Below are 20,446 nucleotides of genomic sequence, written 5' to 3'. Positions count from 1 at the left end.
ATGCGATACTTGGTAAAAATCAGTTATAATGGCTCCCGGTTCAATGGATTCCAATACCAGTTGGAAGGACGTACAGTACAGGGAGAAGTGGAGAAGGTCCTTGGACGAATGCACAAAAAGCCTGCCAGGATTCATGCAGCCGGCCGCACAGACAGCGGCGTACATGCACGAGAACAGTTCTTTCACTTCGACTCAGATCTGAAAATCCCTGAAACAAAGTGGCAGCATGCACTGAACAGCGCCATGCCTGATGATATTGCAATCCACGACGTGCAAGCGATCAGTTCCGATTATCATGTAAGATACCACTCACACGGTAAAATCTATCGTTACCGCATCTATCAGGGAACAGTACGTGATCCTTTTGAGAAGGGATTGAAGACATATTATCCTTATGCACTCTCGGAAAGTAAGATGAGACAGGCGATGTCGCATTTCATCGGCACCCATGATTTCACAAGCTTCTCAAGCGCCAAATCACCTATAGAGAATAAAGTCAGGCACATCTATGCCTTTGAATTGATAAAGACCGACAACGGCTATGATTTCCTTATAATCGGCTCCGGATTCCTCTATAATATGGTTCGTATCCTTGTCGCCTATGTGCTTGAAGTCGGGCAGGGGAGATGGGAAGCTGAGAAACTCCAGGCATAATTACGGCAAAAGACCGCACACTGGTGCCGAAGACTGCTCCAGCGGAAGGATTGTATTTGGAAAGGGTATTTTTAGATGAAAAAGCACGCAATGAAGCATTGGAAAATTTAAAAATACCACGGTGATACATTGACAAAATGAGCTATTAGGGTTATCATAGACAACGGTATAATTTTATATCACCCACGATAAGCCCCGGAAACTTATTGTGCATACAGATATAAAGCAAACGAAGCTTTTGGAAAATTTTAAGAGCAAATAACGCGCACTACTGATATATTTAGGAGGACTGGAAATGCGTCAAACATTCATGGCTAATGAAGCTAACATTGAACGTAAATGGTATGTTGTCGATGCAGAAGGACAGACGCTCGGCCGTCTCTCTTCTGAAGTGGCAGCGATACTACGCGGCAAGAACAAAGCCACATACACACCACACGTTGATACAGGTGACAACGTCATCATCATCAATGCAGAAAAAATCGAAATGACGGGTAATAAAGCCCAAGATAAAATGTACTACAGACACACAGGTCACCCAGGTGGAATCAGATCCATCTCTGCAGGAGAGCTTAGGGAAAAGAACCCGGTACGCCTCCTGGAAAATTCCATCAAAGGCATGTTGCCTAAGAACAGACTTGGACGTGCACAAGGCAAGAAACTTCATGTATACGCTGGAAGCGAGCACAAGCATGAAGCACAAAAACCAGAAACTACGAACTTCGCGGTTAAGGATAGGAGGTTAATTCATTGGCTAAAGTAGAATATACAGGAACAGGTCGTCGTAAAAATGCAGTAGCGCGTGTACGTCTCGTACCAGGTGAAGGCAATGTTACAGTTAACGGTCGTGACATGAGGGATTATCTTCCATTCGAAAGTCTTATACTGGACTTGAACCAGCCATTCGCGGTTACTGAAACACAAGGTAACTACGATGTATTGGTAAACGTTAAAGGTGGCGGCTTCACAGGACAAGCACAGGCAATTCGTCACGGTATCGCCAGAGCACTTCTGGAAGCAGATCCGGAAAACCGTGGTCCACTTAAGAGAGCAGGCCTCCTTACACGTGACCCACGTATGAAAGAGCGTTACAAATACGGCTTCAAGAAAGCCCGTCGCTCACCACAGTTCTCAAAACGTTAATATTGTTTTGCGATCCCTTCAACCATTTAAGGTTGGAGGGTTTTTTTAATATGTCGGTCTCATGAAGGGGAATAAAAATAATCCGTAATTTCCTTGTTTATATGTTTGAGGCTGAATAGGGAAGGCTATTGCCTTATATGACAACAGCATAAATTATATAAACAAAGATAAGGAAGGGATAACATGAAGGCGGTAACATTCCAAGGTAAGAAATCAATGGTTACAAAAGACGTTGCGACACCGGATATACAAGACAACAAAGATATGATCGTCCGTATCACTGCAAGTGGAATATGCGGATCAGATCTTCATCTATACCATGGGGGATAGTTCCAGAAGAAGATTATGTCATTGGACATGAACCGATGGGTATCGTGGAAGAAGTGGGTTCTGAAGTCAAGAACTTGAAAAAAGGCGACCGTGTGGTGATTCCGTTCAATATCGGTTGTGGAGAGTGCTTCTTCTGCAAGAACCAGATGGAAAGTCAATGTGATGAATCGAATCCTCATGGAGAAGTGGGAGGACTATTTGGTTTTGCCGAGCCTAATGGAAATTTCCCGGGCGGCCAGGCAGAGTACTTACGCGTACCATATGCCGACTTCACGTCATTCAAGGTCCCCGAATCCAGTGAATTGAAAGATGAGCAAGTGATGCTGCTATCTGACGTACTGCCGACAGCTTACTGGAGTGTGGAGCACAGCGGCATGAAGAAAGGCGACACTGTCATCGTATTGGGGTCAGGTCCAATTGGACTTATGGCGCAGAAGTTCGCATGGATGAAAGGCGCTGAACGTGTCATAGCTGTAGACCAGGTGGACTACAGGCTCAAGCATGCGAAGAAAACAAACAATGTTGAAACATTCAATTTCAAGGATAACGAACAAATCGGCAAACTTCTCCATGAAGAGACAAAAGGTGGCGCGGATGTTGTCATCGACTGCGTCGGCATGGACGGCACAGTACCGCCGAATACAGAATTCGGGTCAGAGATGGACAACCAGTTTGGTACCATTAGCCCTATAGTAACTGCTTCGCAGTCTGTAAGAAAGTTCGGCACAGTGCAGCTTACTGGTGTCTATGCATCAGAAGCTAATGGTTTCCCGCTTGGTGATTTCTTTACACGGAACGTATCACTCACAATGGGTCAGGCTCCTGTCATCCATCTTATGCCTGAACTTTATGAGAAGATTGAAAACAACGAATTTGATCCGACCGACATCATCACCCATAAGATGGATCTTGATGATGCAGGAAAAGCGTACGATATCTTCGACAGGAAAGACGACGATAGCATCAAGATCATATTCAAACCGTAATTCGATGAACGTAAAGAATGATGATTTGATCTAACAGCTTGGCTTTGAACAATTTTATATTATGTCAGGTATACCAGAGACATCCGAGGCAACCGGAGAGTGAAACATCACCTTCAGTTGCCAGGATGTCTTTTGATTTATAGTCGGGAGATGTCTGAAACACGATCATTATGGGAAAGGTGATAGTGGAGAATAGGAAGGAGGGAGCCGTATGGCGTTTGATTACGATATGGATTTTGACTCGATTGACTTCAGGGAACAGCCTGAATTATATCGGGTCGGCAGGGGAGAACAAGGCGTGCTGATGGTTGAACCTTATAAGAGCGAGATATTGCCTCATTGGCGCTTTAAAACCCCTGATATCGCAAAAGATTCTTCTGAGAAGATCTACGCGATGTATCTGGATTACAAAAAGGCTGGGGATTTCGTCGGAATGGATATGTCGCGGAAATTTCTGCAGATGGGGTATACTCGTGCGCGTCGCTATGCAAATTATAAAGGTGGACGTAAATATGATGGAGATGGCAACATAAAGGATAGAGAAATAGATTCTGAAAAGGCGGAGGCGGCTGCAATCTTCGAGAAAAAGTGGATAAAGGTCAGGGAAGACGAAGAATATCTTGCACTTAAGAAGGACCATCAGAAAAAGTATGGATGATGGACGCAAGATAGACATGTTGGGTATACGAGCTCTGATATAATGAAGCCAAGGAGAGTGATGCCATGAAAGTATTCGTTGATGCGGATGCATGTCCCGTAAAAGACATCGTGATTGATGTGACCGCCCGCAAATCTTTACCGGTCGTACTGGTATCCAGCTTATCCCACTATTCCCCAAAAGACCTTCCGTCTCACGTTGAGAGTATCTATGTCGAAGCGGGACCGGATGCTGCGGATTTCCGCATTGTAAAGTTGGCCGACAGTGAAGATATAATCATTACACAAGATTACGGCTTAGCTTCATTACTGTTGCCAAAAGGTTGTACAGTCCTTCACCATAAGGGGTTTACGTATACCGATGAGAATATCGATCATCTTCTTGAGACCCGTTATATGGGTGCTATGATACGAAAAGGCGGTGGCCGGACAAAAGGTCCCAAACCTTTGTCTAAAGAAGACCGCAAGGCATTCTCAGAGTTGTTTCATCAGAAGATTGAACAGCTATCCCTATGGTAGCGAACTATTTTAAACTCTACAGACTTATGCGTAAGGTTGAAATTGATAAGACAAGGAAGGATGAATATAAATGGATGTCAAATTTCCAATCGGTGAATTGAGTGTGCCTGATAAGGTAGGCAAAGCAGATGTTGAAGAGTGGGTTGCACAAATTGAAACGTACACCAAACGTCTGAGGGAACAAGTGGATGGACTGACCGAGGAGCAGCTTGGAAAGACGTATAGAGAAGGTGCATGGAACGTGCGCCAATTGGTCCACCATATAGCGGATTCCCAGTTGAATATGTACCAGCGTCTTAAACTGGCCTTAACGGACGATGCGCCTAAAGTACCTGAATTTCTTCAAGAGGAGTGGGCAGCTTTGCCTGATATGGATCTTCCGGTGGAAAGTTCAATCAAAATGCTGGAAGGTATGAACGCGCGCATTGCTTCGATTGGACATAATCTCACCGAAACTCAACTGGATCGGTATTTTGTACATGATACCAATGGAAAAATGACCGTAGCAACAAAGATGGCAAAGCTTGCGTGGCATGAAGAACATCATCTTGCCCACATCAAGATAGCATTGTCCAAGTGATTACCCGGCTTAGCAGATTGTAAAGTAAGGGGGTTCAGTATGGATATCGATTTCGAATATATACTCACAAATGGTGTTGATCTCCATATGGCGGTGGCAGGCCCCGAAGAAGGTGAACTGGTGATCCTACTCCACGGTTTCCCTGAGTTCTGGTACAGCTGGAGACGACAGATACGTGTATTGGCCCAGGCAGGTTACCGGGTGGTCGCCCCGACCAGCGCGGATATAACAAAAGTGATAAACCTGCAGGAGTGGAGTCATACGGCATAGAAGTTCTTAAAGATGATATAATCGGGCTCATCGATCACTTCAACAGAGATGAGGCGGCGATTGTCGGACATGACTGGGGCGGTGCTGTGGGATGGCATCTCGCAAGCGCCAACCCCAGAGAGTAAAGTGTTTCGTTGTAATCAATATGCCCCATCCGGGTGTGTTTCCAGAAGTCATGATGACTAAGCCCACCCAAATCCTGAAAAGTGCCTATATGCTCTTTTTCCAGATTCCACGTCTTCCGGAATCCATCATGAGTTTTAGAGACTACAGCACCATGGAACAGGCCTTGAAGGTCACGAGCAGAAAAGAGACGTTTTCCGGGAAAGAACTTGGTGCCTATAATATTGCCTGGTCTAGGCATAACGCATTGAAGAGTATGTTGAATTGGTATCGGGCGATACCTCATAGTATAAGAAGCATCGCTAAGAAATCCAAAGTAGATGTGTCTGTAAAAATCATCTGGGCAGCTCAGATCAATTCCTTTCGCAGCGTCTGGCAGAGGAGAGCCTCAAGTATACCGATGCTGAGGCAGTTGTATGGGTGGATGGTGCTACGCATTGGACCCACCAGGAGTACCCTGATTTCGTCAATGAGCAGATATTGGAATTTCTGGATGAACATAAGTAAGGAAAGCAACCGCTTGTCATAACTGTCTGATTGACGCACTTCTGTACAGGAATATTAAAAAAAACCAGGCCCTTCATGCTCAAATATAAGCATGAAGGGCCTGGCTTTACTGATTTTTACTATTCAACCATTCCTCAAAATACCTGTTGTGACTGAAACTGTTTGTTCAAATCCAGTTATCGAACTCTTTTTGGGAACAGAATACATAATGTTCGTTGCCGAAATCCCTGAGTGTCACTTCTTCATCTTCGCTGTAGTTGTGCTGACTGGTATCATAGTCCACCCTTTTCCTCTTTTTCTCAGTACGGGGATCGGGCTGGGAACTGCCGAGAGCAATGATTTCGTATAAGGGTGGATCGGATTGTTATAAAGATCCGATGCCTTCCCGACTTCAAGAAGCTGGCCCATATACATTACAGCAATGCGGTCTGAGATATATTTGACCATCGATAAGTCATGGGCGATGAATAGGTAGGCGAGTCCGCGTTCTTCTTGGATCTCCCTCATCATATTGACGACCTGTGCCTGAATGGACACATCGAGTGCGGAAATCGGTTCGTCAGCTATTATCAGTTTAGGGTCGAAGCTGAGTGCACGTGCGATACCGATCCTCTGCCGTTGGCCACCTGAGAATTCGTGAGGGTACCTATTGGCATGCTCACGGTTCAACCCTACAGATTCCAGCAGTTCATATATCTTTATGCGACGTTCTTTCTTGTCTTTGTATATACCGTGGATATCATATCCTTCGGCAAGGATTTCAAAGACAGTCATCCTCGGGTTGAGGGAAGCATATGGATCTTGGAATATCATCTGGAGTTCCTGGTTGAATTTCTTCTGTTCTTTAGTGGATAACTCATCTGTATGCTTGCCATTGAATATGACTTCGCCACCGGTCTTCTCATAAAGTTTGATGATGGTTCTGCCTGTAGTCGATTTACCACAGCCAGATTCTCCGACAAGCCCCAATGTCTCTCCCGGCATCACATGGAATGTGATGTCATTTACGGCTTTGAGCGGATTGTTTTTTGCCCCAAAGTATTTTTTTAGGTTCTTCACTTCAAGTATGGGCGCTGTCATCAGTTGTCACCCCCTGTATATTGAAGATATCTGTTTTTGATGATGTCTGGTATTTCTGTTTCGGGGGCGTCGGGATGCAGTCTCCATGTTTTAGCGAAATGCTGATCATTTACTTTGAACATAGGTGGATTTTGTTCATAGTCGATTTTCATGGCGTATGGGTTCCTCGGTGCGAATGCGTCCCCTTTCGGAGGATCCGTCAGGTCTGGCGGAGAACCTTCTATTGTGCGTAATCTTTGATCCCTATCTTCGTTCAAGTCAGGCATGGATCCCAACAGGCCCCATGTATAGGGATGCTGGGGATTATAGAAGATATCCTCCACCGTTCCCACTTCAACGATTTCACCAGCATACATTACAGCCACCCGGTCAGCAACATTGGCCACGACGCCGAGGTCATGGGTGATGAAAATGATTGATGTTTGGGAAGATTTTTGTATTTCTTTCATCACATCGAGTATTTGAGCCTGGATGGTTACGTCAAGGGCAGTTGTAGGCTCATCTGCAATAAGTAGTTTCGGGTCCGCTGCAAGTGCAATCGCAATGACGACACGCTGTCTCATACCACCCGAGAATTCATGTGGATATTGATTCAGACGCCTCTCGGGCATTGGAATGCCGACCATCTTCATCAATTCAAGTGCGCGTTTTTTGGCATCATTCTTAGAGATTTTCTGTGTTTAAGCATTACTTCTGTAATCTGTTTACCTATTTTCATCGTTGGATTCAAAGATGTCATGGGATCTTGGAAAATCATGCTTATATCTTTCCCTCTTACTTTTTCCATCTGCTTTTCAGAGAGGTCGAGCAGGTTTTTGCCATCGAAAAGTATTTCACCACTGGAATAGATGGCCGGAGGCTGGGGGAGAAGCTTCATTATCGCCTGGTTTGTGACACTTTTACCTGACCCGGACTCACCGACAATCGCCAGCGTTTCTCCTTTATATACATCGAAGCTTACTCCTCTGACTGCATTTACAGTGCCTGCGTATGTTGAAAAGTCAACGTGCAAGTCTTTCATTTGGAGAACTGGTTCATTCATCAATATCACTTCCTTAACTTAGGATCCAAAGCGTCTCTCAGTCCGTCGCCAATCGAATTAAATGCAAAGATTGTCAAACTGATGAATAGCGCTGGGAAAAATAGTCTCCAAGGTGCGTTCGCCAATGCCGGATAGCCGTCGTTGGCCATAGTACCCCAACTGGCAAGCGGCGCAGGTACACCAAGCCCCAAATAACTTAGGAATGCTTCAGTGAAGATCGCATTCGGTATTGTAAGTGTCATCGTGACGAGTATGGCGCCGAGTGCGTTAGGAAGTAGGTGCTTTCTGATCAGATGAAGGTTTTTGGCACCAAGTGTCCTGGCGGCGAGTACATACTCCTGATTCTTCAGCTTAAGTATTTCCGAACGTGTGATACGGGCCATGTTCACCCAACCTGTCAGAGACAATGCAATGATCATGGGGAACAGCCCCGGCTGCATGACGACAAGCAGTATGATGACCACAAGGAGATACGGGATTGCTGTCAATATATCAGCGATACGCATCATTATTTCATCAGTCCGGCCGCCTTTCAAGCCAGCGATGGCTCCCCAGGCCACACCGATTATAAGGTCGATGATAGCGGCTGCGAAACCGATGAATATCGAGATCCGTGCCCCTATCCACACACGGGTGAATATATCCCGGCCAAGGTCGTCGGTTCCAAACCAATATGTTCCATTTGGAGAGACGTTATAGTCGCCATTCTGCTGCCTATAGGAGAACTCTGAAATCATGGGTGCGAATATGGCACCGAGAATGATGAGGAAAAGTGTGACAAATCCCACCAGCGCCAATTTATTTCTGAGGAATCTTCTGAAACTTCTCCCAGAAGGAAATCGATTTCTTGGCAAGTATTTCTGTTTCGTCGGAGCGTGTCCCGACGACTTCAAAATCTGAATCGTTGAGTTTCGGAATATCTTTATTTGCCACCTGATTTTCCTCCTCTCAGTTTGATGCGCGGGTCGATAAAGCTGTAAAGGATGTCGACCAATAATACAGCAAGAAGCAGGATGATGGAGTAGAAGACCGTCGTACCCATTATTACTGTATAGTCGCGGTTTGTGATACTTGTAACAAAATATTTACCCATACCAGGGATTGCAAAAATTTCTTCGATTACGAAACTGCCGGTAATGATTCCTGCTGTGAGCGGAGCCAAATATGTAACGACAGGCAATAATGCATTCCTCAGGGCATGTTTGAAGACGACCACCCATTTTGATATGCCTTTTGCTTTAGCCATTTTGACATATTCACTGTTTGTCTCTTCAAGCATGCTGGAACGTGTCAATTTGGCGATGAATGCCATAGGTGTCGAGGCCAGGGCTACGGCCGGTAATATGCTGTAGATGAAACCTTCCCAGCCTGCGATAGGGAACCAGCCTGCTTTTAGTGCAAGATAGTACTGCAGTATCGAAGCCATTACAAAGGATGGCACTGATATGCCGATGACAGCAACAAGGCTCATCAAATAGTCCGGCCACTTATTGTGGAATAATGCAGCAATCGTGCCGATCAGTACTCCCATACCGACTGCAATGAACATGGCTTCAAGACCAAGTGTCATTGAAATCGGAAATCCTTCTGCTATCATGTCGTTCGTTTCACGATACCGATACTTCATAGAAGTACCAAAATCGCCTTGAACTGTATTCACTAAATATTCTCCGTACTGAACATACCATGGATCATCGAGACCGTACTTTTCATTTAGACTTTCCTGGATGGCCGGAGGCACAGTCCTTTCTGAAGCAAAGGGGTTTCCTGGAGCCAAGCGCATCAAAAAGAATGTTGCCGTAATGATTATAAATAAAGCAATGATGATGTATATAAGGCGCTGACCAATATATTTGACCATCTTTAGCGCTCCTTCCTCAAAAATGACAGGTGAGTATGTTTATACTCACCTGACAGTGTATTTCATATCTTTTGAAGTCTATTCTTCGATGTCTACGTATTTCAATTGTACGTTACCAAGTGGATCTGGTGTCATATTCTTAACTTTGTCTTCATGTACTGAAAGGTTCGTGTAGAAGTATATCGGAGCAATCGGGAAGTCTTCCATGAAGACACCTTCAGCTTCTTGGAGCATTTCCGTACGGGCTGCTTCGTCAGTTTCCTGTGATGCCTGGTCTAGAAGGCTGATGTATTCTTCATCCGTCCAGCCTGTGTTGTTGTTGCCTTCTTCCGTTTTGAAGATTTCGAGGAAGTTGACAGGGTCGTTGAAGTCCGCGAGCCAGCCGTAACGGCCAACTTGGTGTTCGCCGGCGTCAAGTGCTTCAAGGTAGACCTGCCATTCTGAGTTGTCGAGTGTGACATCGATGCCGAGGTTCTCTTTCCAACCTTGCTGTACGAATTGTGCAATCGCAGCGTGTGCTTCACTTGTGTTGTAGGAAAGCGCAATGCTGAGTTCGGAAGGATCTTCCATGCCGAGTTCTTCCAGTCCGGCATCAAGGGCAGCTTTTGCATCGTCCATGTTGCCTGGTTCGAAGTACTCTTCAGGTTCTTCAAAGCCTTCCATTGTCAGTGGTACGAGTCCAGTTGCAGGTTCTTGCTCACCTTTAGTGACGTTGTTGATGAGTCCTTCACGATCGATGGCGATTGTGAGGGCCTCACGGATATTTTTGTTCTGCATGATTTCGTCTTGTGTATTGAATACATACATATAAGTGCCGGCCTGGTCGCTGACGTTCAACGTACCATTGTCCTTGAACTTATCCAGGGCATTCAAATCGATTGAGTTGAATGGTGAACCGAGATAGTCAAGATCTCCGCCTTCATACATCTTGAGTGCAGTGGATTCACTTTCCACCATATCGATATTGACAGTCTGCAATGCTACATTTTCAGAGTCCCAGTAATCATCATTCTTTTGAAGGACAATTTCATCTGAACTTGTGAAGCTCTCCAGGTTGAATGGTCCGTTTCCAATATAGTTCTCACCATTTGGATCTGTGTGCCAATCTGGATTTTCTTCAGCCATCTTGGAGTTGACAGGGTAATATGTGTAGAATGCTGTCAATTCATCAAAATAAGGTGTCGGGTTGACAAGTTGTACTTCAAGTGTTTTTTCATCAACTGCTGTAACCGCTACATCGTCTGCAGAGCCTTCGCCTGAGTTATAGGCTTCAGCACCTTCTATGTAGTACAGTTGATATGCGTAGTCTGAAGCATTTTCAGGATCAAGTGCCCATTTCCAGGCATATTCGAAGTCATCGGCTGTAACAGGGTCGCCATTGGACCATTGGGCATCCCTTAAAGTATACGTATACGTTTTCTTGTCTTCACTGACGTCGATGTTTTCAGCCATGGCTGGCTCAGGATTACCTTCAGGATCGAGACGCGTCAGGCCTTCAAAGACACTGGCCATGATGGCACCTGATGTCGTATCTGTCGCGAGGGCCGGGTGGAAGGAAGGTGGGTCTGAAGCGATCGAAAGGTTGATGGTTTTACCATCTGATCCTTCACTGCTGGAACTGCCTTCTTCGCCGCCGCCGTTTCCGCTGTCGTCTCCGCCAAAGTTACATGCGGCAAGGACGAGTGTCAAAGTCAGGAAAAGCAATAAAGCCTTAAAACTTTTCATACAATTCACTCCTTTTTTATTATTCTCATTATACTGCTAATTACCAGGCTATTACAACACTTCAATGGTGTAATATCACAAAATTATCAAATGCACCCCCTCATTTGAAAACGTTTGCTTTTAATATTATCTATAAATTCAATAAAGTTGTCAAATTTGAAATAATTAAAATCTAAAGCACCTTGAATATGAGTACTTGGCTGTGGAAGACTATGTCCCATAAAAAAAGGGTATGGATAAAAATACAGAAAATAATTATGGAAGAGGTGTTTTGATGAAGATTTTATTGACCGGTGCTTCAGGGTATATAGGGGGCAACCTTTTAGGAAGCCTTAAAGAGGATAATGAAATCGTCGCAGTGTCGAGAAACACATCGAATAAAAAAAATGAAGAAAACGTGATTTGGAAGGAAGCAGATCTCTACTCACAGATTGATATTGAAGAAGTGATGGAAGATATAGATGTTGCGATATATCTCGTCCATTCGATGCAGCCTTCGTCCAAATTGTCTCAAGGAAAGTTTAAGGATATGGATGCGATCCTAGCCGATAATTTTGCATGGGCAGCTAAACAAAAAGGCGTCAAGAGAATCATTTATCTGAGCGGGATCATCCCAGATGATGCCCATTTATCCGAGCACCTTCGAGCCGTCTTGAGTGTGAGGAGATTCTCGGGGCTTACGGAATTCCTGTAACAACATTGAGGGCAGGACTTATCGTGGGGCCGAAAGGGTCATCATTCCCGATCTTGCATAATCTTGTGAAACGGTTGCCCGGACTGCTGTTGCCTTCATGGGCCTATAACCGTACGCATCCTGTTGCATTGAAGGATGTCATCGAGGGATTAGGCAAAATCGTCAAACGGGAACCAAAAAATAACGAAGCCATCGATATAGGCGGACCTGACGAAATGACCTATAGGCAGCTTTTTGAAGAGACAGCTGAAGTGATGGAAAAAAAATTGCCGATGATCGATGTGCCGCTCATTCCTATAACCTTGTCGAAACTGTGGGTAAGGCTCATTGCCCAGAAACCGAAAGAAATGGTCTATCCTCTACTGGAGAGCCTCACGCATAGCATGGTGATGCATGATGACAACCGCGTTGAAGGTATTTCAGATGCACCGACTACATTCAAGGAGAGTGTCCGTATTGCGCTTGACGGAGAAATGGATACTGCTGGAATGCCAAAACCTGAGGTGATACAAAAACAGGACCTGGAGAAAAATGATGTGAAATCCGTACAGCGCATCCGGATTCCCGATAAATGGTCGGTTGACGATACCGCCGACTATTACATCAATTGGTTATCAAGAATCGGCGGCAAATTCATCACGACCCGGGTGAAGGATGCGGAAACATCCATCACATTACCTCTATTCAAATCACCCATCCTTATCCTTGAACGTTCCAAGGAACGTTCCTATGAAGATCGCATCCTCTACTACATTAAAGGAGGCAAGTTTTCCCAGGAGCGTCAGGGCGGGCGTGCCCGTCTTGAATTCAGACGAATACTGGACTCGAATGAAGTGCTCATCGCCATCCATGAATATGAGCCTACTCTGCCATGGTATGTCTATACACTGACGCAGGCTAAAATCCATCTGCTTGTCATGAAAGCATTCGGGCTGGAAACAAGAGTGCTTGCGAATATGCTGGACTCAAGATATGCCAAATATGCTTCAAGTCCAACAGCGAATTAATATCAAATAGGCAGCGCGTAGTCAGAAACATTGATTACGTGCTTTCTAATGCAGGCAATCTGCCGATTGGATAGTGAGCAACCAATTCTGGCAACGGACATCAATATGCTATTCTAGAGGAGAAAGGATGATAGCATGTCAGAACAAGTTATCTTGAACGACACACAGATAGAAATAAAAGAGCATAAGCTGGAATATGAAGGTGACCAGCGCCGGTTGACCATCATCTTTAATGTCAACAGTAGGGAATATCATGATATTGCAGTGCTGTTATATGAGCGGACTTTCGATATCAAATTGCCATCCGAATCTTTGGGTTTCAAGGGAACGATCGTAAATTATTCAACTTCGCTGGATAACCTATATGAGCCAGGACAAACGGCAGAATATCGTGTCACGCTGCAAGAGGTCGCATAGGGGGAGACAAGTATGAAATTGAGTATTCTGGACCAGGCGCCAATTTCCGAAGGCCAATCTGCAAAAGAGGCATTAGAAGCATCGTGCCAACTGGCCCAGGTCGGAGATGAATATGGCTTCAACCGATTTTGGGTGGCTGAACACCACGCGCTACCCAGCCTAGCCTCCAGTACGCCGGAGGTGTTTTTGGGATATATAGGGGCGCAGACGAAACAGATAAGAATCGGATCGGGAGCTACGCTGCTCCCATACTATAAACCATATAAAGTGGCAGAAAATTTCAATATGCTGGCCACGCTCTTTGAAGGACGGCTGGACCTTGGTATCGGTCGGGCACCAGGCGGACCTTCCAAAGCATCTGAAGCTCTGACGGACGCCTTTTACCTCAAGTGTTCAAAATGCCGGAGTTGGTGGATGAATTGATCCGGTACAATCAAAAGGCCACTGCTAATCCGCCTGCTAACCCGCTTCCCAATGTTCCACCATCTTTATGGATGCTTGGCACCAGCCCCAAGAGTGCGGCTTTTGCAGCAGAAAAAGGGCTTTCCTATTGTTTTGGTCAATTCATGAGTGATGAAGACGGGACAGAAGTGATGAAGCAGTATAAGCAGGGGTTCCAACCACGTGATGGCCAGGACTGGCCTCAAGCAATGTTGGGGATATCCGTCGTTTGTGCGGATACCGCGGAAGAAGCACATGAAATCGCCGACAGTTGGGTTGTATGGCAATTGATGCAGTCGGAGGGTGCAGCAGAAAAAGTGCCATCTTCTGAAACGGCACGTGCGTATATGGCTTCAATGGAAGACCCCGCAAAGGTTGAAGCGGCTAAGCAGAAGATGATTATCGGCGACCCGGCTGATGTTGTGGATGAACTTGAAAGGCTTCAGGAATCCACCGGAGTTGATGAATTCATAATCATCACGATTACACATTCGCCTGAAGAAAAATGGAAATCCTATAAGCTCATTTCGGAAGAAGTTAAAAATAGATAGTTGTTTTGACTGTATATTTATTTTTAGGTTCAGAGGATTTCCAGTTGCTTGAGCAAAGCATCACCGGCATTTCCGCCAGAAATGACGAAGCATACATCATCAGTAGCATTCACTTTGAGCTGCTTCGAGAGTATGGCGGCAATCCCGATGCAGCCCGAAGGTTCTGCAAAGATCTTACCTTCCATCAGCATTAATCTTGTAGCCGGCAGCAGCATTTCCTCCTGGACATTGAGTATACCATCGGCATGTTTCTGGATAACCGGGAAATTTTCAATGCCTGGCTGATTGGTGACGAGTGCATCTGCAAGGGTATGCTGATCATCAACCTCTCTTCTCTGACCTGCTTTTAGGCTTATGGTGTAGCGCGGTACGGAGGCAGGCTCGGCTCCATACACCTTGATGTCTTCCATAATCGGTTTGACAGCTGAAAGGATGCCTCCAAGCAGACCACCCCCGCTGGTCGGCACTATTATTTTGTCGATGTTCGGCAATGCATTTATAATTTCAGAACCAATGGTTCCCTGACCTGCCATAATATCGGCATCATCATAAGGGTGAAGCAGTGTGTAACCATGTTTTTCAGCTAGTGCCTCACTGATGGTGAAGCGTTCTGAGACATTGCATCTGATAATATCTGCACCATACTGTTCAATGGAGCGAATCTTGAATGGCGATGCGGTATCCGGAACAACCACAGTGGCTTTTATGCCTAGAGATTTTGCAGCATATGCCACTGCCTTCCCATGATTGCCGGATGATGCGGTAATGATACCTTTTTCCTTATCCCTGGAAGACATCTTCAATATTTTGTTCATGGCTCCGCGGAATTTGAAGGACCCTGTAATCTGCATATTTTCCAGCTTCAAATAGACTCGGCATCCTAAAGCTTCATCAAGTGCCCACGCTCTGATGAGGGGCGTTTCAGTTATATGCCCTTGTATTCTTTTTGTTGCATCATCAATCATTTGAAGTGTGACCATAGTTTCAACCTCTCTTTTTTGCTCCATTATACGGGGACGGATTGAATCAAGGAATTAAAATGTAAATTATTTAGGTTTCTGCAATTGCACGACATATTCAGCGAGGCGGGTTTTGTAAATCTTTTCATGTAAGTCGTGCGCCATATATCAAGCGCTTATGGCTTTTGATGGAAATGGCAATGAAACTGGTGAATGATTGCATCGTCTAATCAGTGCCCAAATATTTCTAACCCAGAAAGGATGACTGGATGTATAAAGAAGTGTTGTTGGCGGTAGATGGCTCCGAGAATAGTCGCAGAGCGGCAGAAGAAGCGCTTCATCTTTCAGATGATAAAACTCGGATCACCCTCCTCCATGTGATGGATCCTGATGATAACCAGGGGGACATAGTAAGGTCGACGAATGAACGCGCATGGAATAAAAAAAGAAAGATGAAGTGTCTTCCATCATTGCATTCTTCGACAGGGAGAATGTGGGGCATAAATATTTGACACGCCGTGGTCTGCCCGCTAAAGAAATCATTAAAGAAGCCGAATTGGAGAATTATGAGCTTGTAGTCATCGGCAGCAGGGGGCTGAGCAGATTTCAGGAAATGGTGCTCGGGAGCGTCAGTCATAAAGTAGCTAAACGGGCAGAGATCCCAGTGATGATCGTCAAGTGAGCATCGCCGGTTCGATGATTCATGTATGAAGCTCTAGTGTAACCTCCTCAATAAGTCACTTCCTTTGACATGAAAGGCTTTTCATAAGGTATGATGGTTGTGCTTGTAATGTAAATAATGGATGAGGTGCAAGGGAATGAAGGATAAAAGCATTATTTTCTTTGATATTGACGGAACCTTGTTGGATCATGATAAAAATCTGCCGCCTTCAGCCAGGCAGGCAATCGCAGAATTGAAGGAAGCGGGTCATATCGTCGCAATCGCTACAGGGCGTGCACCATTCATGTTCAAGGAATTGAGGGAGACACTCGGCATCGATACATATGTCAGCTTCAATGGTCAATATGTTGTCCTCGAGGGGCAGACCATATATAGAAACCCCCTCGACTCAAAAGCGTTGGAAGCTCTGACGGAAGACGCACTCAGCAATGACCATCCGGTCGTCTATTTGGATGAAGAAGACATGATGTCGAACGTGCCTGAACATGAATATATCACAGAAGGCATTTCGACCCTGAAGCTCGGGATGATGCCTGGTCATGATCCCACATATCATGAGACACGAGCACTTTATCAGACGCTGCTCTTCTGCCCGGAGGGGGAGGATGCACAGTATGAAGAAAAGCATGTTGCATTCGACTTCATCAGATGGCATCCAGTCAGCATTGATGTCTTGCCGAAGGGCGGGTCAAAAGCGCTCGGCATCGAAAAAATAACCACTCAATTGGGGATTCCCGAAGAGAATCAGTATGCATTCGGAGATGGTCCGAATGATCTGGAAATGTTGAGCGCCGTCCATCATAGTGTGGCGATGGGCAATGCGGCCGACGAAGTTAAATCGTATGCCAAGTATGTCACTAAGGATGTGGATGAGGACGGACTCCTCCACGGGCTGAAACTGGTTGGCCTTATAGAGTAGAAGAACTGCAGGTGAAAACCTGCAGTTCTTTTTGTCTCGAATATTGATGGCCATCAATTTTTAATCAGCCGGCAGAGCCTATAATAAGAATTAAGCAAAGCGCCGGCATTTAAAAATAAAACAGAAGAGGTGGCAATTATGACGAGGTGGCTAAATAAGCATTTGAACCAGATGATGTATATTTCTGCGGCACTGATCATAGTGGGAGTAATATTCAGGGTGGCGGGGTATGGCGAAATAATGAACATGACATTCATTGCTGCAACGATTGCAGCAATCGGTCCAATCGTCAACAAAGCATGGATGGCACTGAGGATGAAAAGTTTCAGCATAGAACTCCTCATCACCATTGCAGTCATTGGGGCCATGCTGATACAGGAATATACTGAAGCGGCAATTGTAACTTTCTTGTTCCTGTTTGGCGCATACTTGGAAAAAAGGACTCTGAATAAAACAAGGGATTCAATTCAGACACTTGTAGATATGGCACCTGCAACGGCAACTGTGTCAAGGGACGGAGAGGAACAGGAAGTTGATGTCGATGAGGTGGAGGAAGGGGAGAAAGTAATCGTCAGACCGGGAGGTAAAATTCCAGTCGACGGCATCATATCAACTGGCCAGGCACACATCAATGAGTCTGCCATCACCGGGGAATCAAATCTAAGGTTCAAGAATGAAGATGCTGAAGTATTCAGTGGCAGTGTTCTGGATGAAGGTTATATTGAGTTGACGGCAACTAAGGTCGGTGAAGATACAACATTCTCTAAAATCATCGAGCTGGTGGAGGAAGCCCAGGAAAGTAAGAGTGGCACGGAGAAGTTCCTGAATAAGTTTGCCCAGTACTACACGCCAGCAATCGTAGTACTCGCAGTGTTGGTTTTCATGCTCACACGAAACCTGCATCTCGCCATCACCTTTTTGGTCATCGCCTGTCCGGGCGCATTGATCATCGGAGCCCCGGTGGCCTACGTTGCAGGGATAGGCAATGGTGCTAAAAATGGTGCACTCATCAAGGGTGGCGAAATTATAGATAATTTTGCAAGAATCGACACAGTAATCTTTGATAAGACAGGCACTTTGACGGAAGGACGGCCTTCGGTATCAGATATCATGGTATTTGATGGTACGGATCGGAACAAGCTCCTCGAACAGGTTGCGAATATTGAAATGGTCAGTGAGCATCATCTTGGACAGACAATCGTCAAAGAGGCGAAAAGACGTTCACTGAGCGTGGACATGGAAAATGTAACTGATGCAGAAGCATGGAAGGGCAGAGGGGTCACCGGGAAATATCGCGGAGATAATTTTGTCATCGGCAACCTCCAACTGATGGAGGATTATGGGGTAAATGTGGGACTGAGAGCTAAAGAAGACTACATCAAGCAACAAAAGATGGGTAATACAGCGATATTTGCAGCAAAGAATGGTGAAGTCGTCGGGATCATATCCATTATGGACCAAATCAGGGAAGATGCTTTTGAAACAATCACAGCTTTGCGCAATAAAGGGGTCGGGAAGTTGGTCATGTTGACGGGTGACAACGTATATTCAGCTGAAAAGGTAAGCGGTATACTCGGCTTGGATGAATATCATGCAGAATTGATGCCCGATGATAAAATGAGGTATATAGAGAGGGAAAAGAAGCGGGAAGACGAGTGATGATGGTCGGTGATGGCATCAATGATGCACCAGCTTTGGCGTTTGCAGATGTTGGAATCGCCATGGGACATGGCGGTACGGATATCGCAATGGAGACAGCGGATGTGGTATTGATGGGGTCAAGGATGGAACAGTTGGCTCACGGATTTACAATATCAAAAGCAACTTATAGGGTCATGCTCCAAAACACAGCGATTGCGTTGCTGACGGTAGCATTGCTGCTTGGCGGAGTGCTTTATGGATATATCCATCTCGCTTCTGGTATGCTCATACATGAAGTCAGCATACTGCTTGTCATACTGAACGCGATGCGTCTGAGAAAGTTGAGGGAACCAAGCCTGAAGGTCGTACAAATGAAAGAGAGCATGGGTTAGGAGGCATTATGTAATGGAACAACACGCCAATCATAAGATGTGTGTCAGGAAAGTCCCGATTTTCAACCATCTTACCGACAAGGAAATGGATGAAGTATTCAAACAGGTCAATTCAAAAACTTACAGAAGGCAGGAGCATCTTTACATGGCAGGAGACCCTGAAAACGCTCTGTTTGTCCTTCATCGCGGAAAAATTCGTATATATCGTCTGAACGAAGAGGGCAAAGAACAGTTGATCCGCGTCCTCCTGCCGGGAGACTTTACAGGTGAACTGGCTCTTTTTGGCGGGGAGACAATGCATGACTCCTATGCTGAAGCAGCAGAAGAGTCGAAAGTATGCGAGATTCAAAAGGAAGAATTGTATTCGCTCCTTAAGGAGTATCCAGAGATTGGAATCAAAATAATAGAACGGTTTTCTGAACGCTTGAGTGAAGTCGAACAACAGGCCACCAATATTTCATTGCTTAGCAGCGAAGAACGGTTGATTGAATTCATACGGACGGATGTAGACGAGAACGATCGTTTGAAGCTGTCGATGACGAAAAAGGATCTGGCGTCCTACTTGAGTATGCAGCCTGAAACACTGACCCGGCTATTCAAGAAATTGGAACAGGACGAGATATTAGAAAGGGTCGACCATAAGACCTACAATCTGTTGGACTACAGCATCTTGTAAGAAGTTTATGGAGGGTGGACCAGGGTATATTTAATAATGATATCAATCAGGAAAGGTGATTATTAATGGCTAATTCAGATCGTAAACAAGAAGTAAGACAAGCACTTAACCTACAGGTCGCCAACTTTACAGTGTTATGGACAAAACTTCATAACTACCACTGGTATGTTAAAGGAAACAATTTCTTCTCATTACATGACAAATTTGAAGAACTGTATGACACTGCAGCAGAATATGTGGATGAGCTTGCAGAACGCCTGCTTGCCATTGGAGGAGAGCCTATCGGTAAACAGTCTGAAGCAATTGAGAGGGCGACTGTAAAAGAAGCGGAATATGATATAGAGGCCAATGCGATGGTCAGACAGCTTGTTCAGGATTATGACAATATCATCCAGGAGCTTGATGAAGGCAGAAAGGTAGCTGAGGAAGCGGGGGATGACCGTACAGCGGATACATTCATCAGTATGACTACGGATATTGAAAAAAATAATTGGATGCTTAAATCATTCTTGGGCAAAGAGGTTAAGCAGTAGCCACAAATTGGATAATCAACATGAAGAAGCACCCTATGGGTATTGTGCAAACAATCC

General features: G+C 45.2%; 20 protein-coding genes and 7 pseudogenes. 21 read left to right on the top strand and 6 right to left on the bottom strand.

The window, feature by feature from the left end; translation table 11 throughout:
* The 10 genes and pseudogenes from truA to ACYF68_RS00260 all read left to right on the top strand — a co-directional run bounded on the left by truA (position 1) and on the right by ACYF68_RS00260 (position 5,791).
* Positions 1-779: pseudogene (gene truA, locus ACYF68_RS00305) on the top strand (tRNA pseudouridine(38-40) synthase TruA).
* Between the two features lie 170 nt (positions 780-949).
* A pseudogene (gene rplM / locus ACYF68_RS00300) lies at positions 950-1,386 on the top strand (50S ribosomal protein L13).
* An 18-nt stretch (positions 1,387-1,404) separates the two neighbouring features.
* Positions 1,405-1,797, top strand: a complete 393-nt coding sequence (gene rpsI, locus ACYF68_RS00295; protein ID WP_344701532.1) for a 30S ribosomal protein S9 — start codon at positions 1,405-1,407, stop codon at positions 1,795-1,797.
* Between the two features lie 183 nt (positions 1,798-1,980).
* Positions 1,981-3,113 (top strand): annotated as a pseudogene (locus ACYF68_RS00290) (alcohol dehydrogenase catalytic domain-containing protein).
* A gap of 211 nt (positions 3,114-3,324) precedes the next feature.
* Entirely contained in the window at positions 3,325-3,771 is a 447-nt protein-coding gene (locus tag ACYF68_RS00285) for a DUF4385 domain-containing protein (protein ID WP_461045014.1), read from the top strand.
* Between the two features lie 65 nt (positions 3,772-3,836).
* Positions 3,837-4,289 carry a YaiI/YqxD family protein gene (locus ACYF68_RS00280; protein ID WP_461045013.1) on the top strand — a complete coding sequence of 151 codons (453 nt, stop codon included), beginning with the start codon at positions 3,837-3,839 and terminating at the stop codon, positions 4,287-4,289.
* A 70-nt stretch (positions 4,290-4,359) separates the two neighbouring features.
* The gene (locus ACYF68_RS00275; protein ID WP_461045012.1) at positions 4,360-4,869 is read left to right on the top strand and encodes a YfiT family bacillithiol transferase; all 510 of its coding nucleotides are present in this window, start codon (positions 4,360-4,362) and stop codon (positions 4,867-4,869) included.
* Between the two features lie 39 nt (positions 4,870-4,908).
* Complete coding sequence (locus tag ACYF68_RS00270; RefSeq protein ID WP_461045011.1) at positions 4,909-5,139, top strand: alpha/beta fold hydrolase; 231 nt, start codon at positions 4,909-4,911, stop codon at positions 5,137-5,139.
* On the top strand, positions 5,121-5,264 hold the full coding sequence (locus tag ACYF68_RS00265) for an alpha/beta fold hydrolase (RefSeq protein ID WP_461045010.1): 144 nt from the start codon (positions 5,121-5,123) through the stop codon (positions 5,262-5,264). The genes ACYF68_RS00270 and ACYF68_RS00265 overlap by 19 nt, the downstream gene beginning before the upstream one ends.
* Entirely contained in the window at positions 5,231-5,791 is a 561-nt protein-coding gene (locus tag ACYF68_RS00260) for a hypothetical protein (protein WP_461045009.1), read from the top strand. The genes ACYF68_RS00265 and ACYF68_RS00260 overlap by 34 nt, the downstream gene beginning before the upstream one ends.
* A 144-nt stretch (positions 5,792-5,935) precedes the next feature.
* On the opposite strand, the pseudogene ACYF68_RS00255 reads toward ACYF68_RS00260, so the two are convergent.
* The 5 genes and pseudogenes from ACYF68_RS00255 to ACYF68_RS00235 form a co-directional block, all read right to left on the bottom strand.
* Positions 5,936-6,849: pseudogene (locus tag ACYF68_RS00255) on the bottom strand (ABC transporter ATP-binding protein).
* Positions 6,849-7,891, bottom strand: a pseudogene (locus ACYF68_RS00250) (ABC transporter ATP-binding protein). The pseudogenes ACYF68_RS00255 and ACYF68_RS00250 overlap by 1 nt, the downstream one beginning before the upstream one ends.
* 5 nt (positions 7,892-7,896) lie before the next feature.
* A pseudogene (locus ACYF68_RS00245) lies at positions 7,897-8,809 on the bottom strand (ABC transporter permease).
* A 4-nt stretch (positions 8,810-8,813) separates the two neighbouring features.
* Positions 8,814-9,752 carry an ABC transporter permease gene (locus ACYF68_RS00240; protein ID WP_461045008.1) on the bottom strand — a complete coding sequence of 313 codons (939 nt, stop codon included), beginning with the start codon at positions 9,750-9,752 and terminating at the stop codon, positions 8,814-8,816.
* 78 nt (positions 9,753-9,830) lie between these two features.
* Complete coding sequence (locus ACYF68_RS00235) at positions 9,831-11,477, bottom strand: peptide ABC transporter substrate-binding protein (RefSeq protein ID WP_461045007.1); 1,647 nt, start codon at positions 11,475-11,477, stop codon at positions 9,831-9,833.
* Positions 11,478-11,748: 271 nt separating this feature from the next.
* On the opposite strand from ACYF68_RS00235, the pseudogene ACYF68_RS00230 reads away from it, so the two are divergent.
* The 4 genes and pseudogenes from ACYF68_RS00230 to ACYF68_RS00215 all read left to right on the top strand — a co-directional run bounded on the left by ACYF68_RS00230 (position 11,749) and on the right by ACYF68_RS00215 (position 14,587).
* Positions 11,749-13,178: pseudogene (locus ACYF68_RS00230) on the top strand (NAD-dependent epimerase/dehydratase family protein).
* A gap of 135 nt (positions 13,179-13,313) precedes the next feature.
* Complete coding sequence (locus ACYF68_RS00225) at positions 13,314-13,595, top strand: DUF3219 family protein (protein WP_461045006.1); 282 nt, start codon at positions 13,314-13,316, stop codon at positions 13,593-13,595.
* A gap of 12 nt (positions 13,596-13,607) precedes the next feature.
* Positions 13,608-14,018, top strand: coding sequence for an MsnO8 family LLM class oxidoreductase (locus ACYF68_RS00220; protein WP_461045005.1), 411 nt, complete (start codon positions 13,608-13,610; stop codon positions 14,016-14,018).
* Positions 13,994-14,587 carry an LLM class flavin-dependent oxidoreductase gene (locus ACYF68_RS00215; protein WP_461045004.1) on the top strand — a complete coding sequence of 198 codons (594 nt, stop codon included), beginning with the start codon at positions 13,994-13,996 and terminating at the stop codon, positions 14,585-14,587. The genes ACYF68_RS00220 and ACYF68_RS00215 overlap by 25 nt, the downstream gene beginning before the upstream one ends.
* Before the next feature lie 29 nt (positions 14,588-14,616).
* Here the strand turns inward: ACYF68_RS00215 and ACYF68_RS00210 are convergent, their stop codons facing one another.
* Positions 14,617-15,567, bottom strand: a complete 951-nt coding sequence (locus tag ACYF68_RS00210; protein ID WP_461045003.1) for a threonine ammonia-lyase — start codon at positions 15,565-15,567, stop codon at positions 14,617-14,619.
* A 248-nt stretch (positions 15,568-15,815) separates the two neighbouring features.
* Here ACYF68_RS00210 and ACYF68_RS00205 point away from each other — a divergent pair, with 248 nt between their 5' ends.
* The 7 genes from ACYF68_RS00205 (at position 15,816) to ACYF68_RS00175 (ending at position 20,389) form a co-directional block, all read left to right on the top strand.
* Entirely contained in the window at positions 15,816-16,058 is a 243-nt protein-coding gene (locus ACYF68_RS00205; protein ID WP_461045002.1) for a universal stress protein, read from the top strand.
* 11 nt (positions 16,059-16,069) lie between these two features.
* Positions 16,070-16,228 carry a universal stress protein gene (locus tag ACYF68_RS00200; RefSeq protein WP_461047423.1) on the top strand — a complete coding sequence of 53 codons (159 nt, stop codon included), beginning with the start codon at positions 16,070-16,072 and terminating at the stop codon, positions 16,226-16,228.
* Between the two features lie 136 nt (positions 16,229-16,364).
* Positions 16,365-17,147: a Cof-type HAD-IIB family hydrolase gene (locus tag ACYF68_RS00195; protein ID WP_461045000.1), complete on the top strand. Its 783-nt coding sequence runs from the start codon at positions 16,365-16,367 to the stop codon at positions 17,145-17,147.
* Positions 17,148-17,285: 138 nt separating this feature from the next.
* Positions 17,286-18,806, top strand: coding sequence for a heavy metal translocating P-type ATPase (locus ACYF68_RS00190; RefSeq protein ID WP_461044999.1), 1,521 nt, complete (start codon positions 17,286-17,288; stop codon positions 18,804-18,806).
* Complete coding sequence (locus tag ACYF68_RS00185; RefSeq protein WP_461044998.1) at positions 18,806-19,180, top strand: hypothetical protein; 375 nt, start codon at positions 18,806-18,808, stop codon at positions 19,178-19,180. The genes ACYF68_RS00190 and ACYF68_RS00185 overlap by 1 nt, the downstream gene beginning before the upstream one ends.
* 13 nt (positions 19,181-19,193) lie before the next feature.
* Positions 19,194-19,856, top strand: coding sequence for a Crp/Fnr family transcriptional regulator (locus ACYF68_RS00180; protein ID WP_461044997.1), 663 nt, complete (start codon positions 19,194-19,196; stop codon positions 19,854-19,856).
* 65 nt (positions 19,857-19,921) lie between these two features.
* A complete protein-coding gene (locus ACYF68_RS00175) occupies positions 19,922-20,389 on the top strand; it encodes a Dps family protein (RefSeq protein WP_461044996.1) in 468 nt (155 codons plus the stop codon).
* The last annotated feature ends 57 nt before the right edge of the window (positions 20,390-20,446 follow it).

Source organism: Salinicoccus sp. CNSTN-B1 (genome assembly GCF_054792835.1).
Note: the sequence above shows the minus strand (reverse complement) of the source record. Positions and strands in the feature narration are given on the sequence as shown.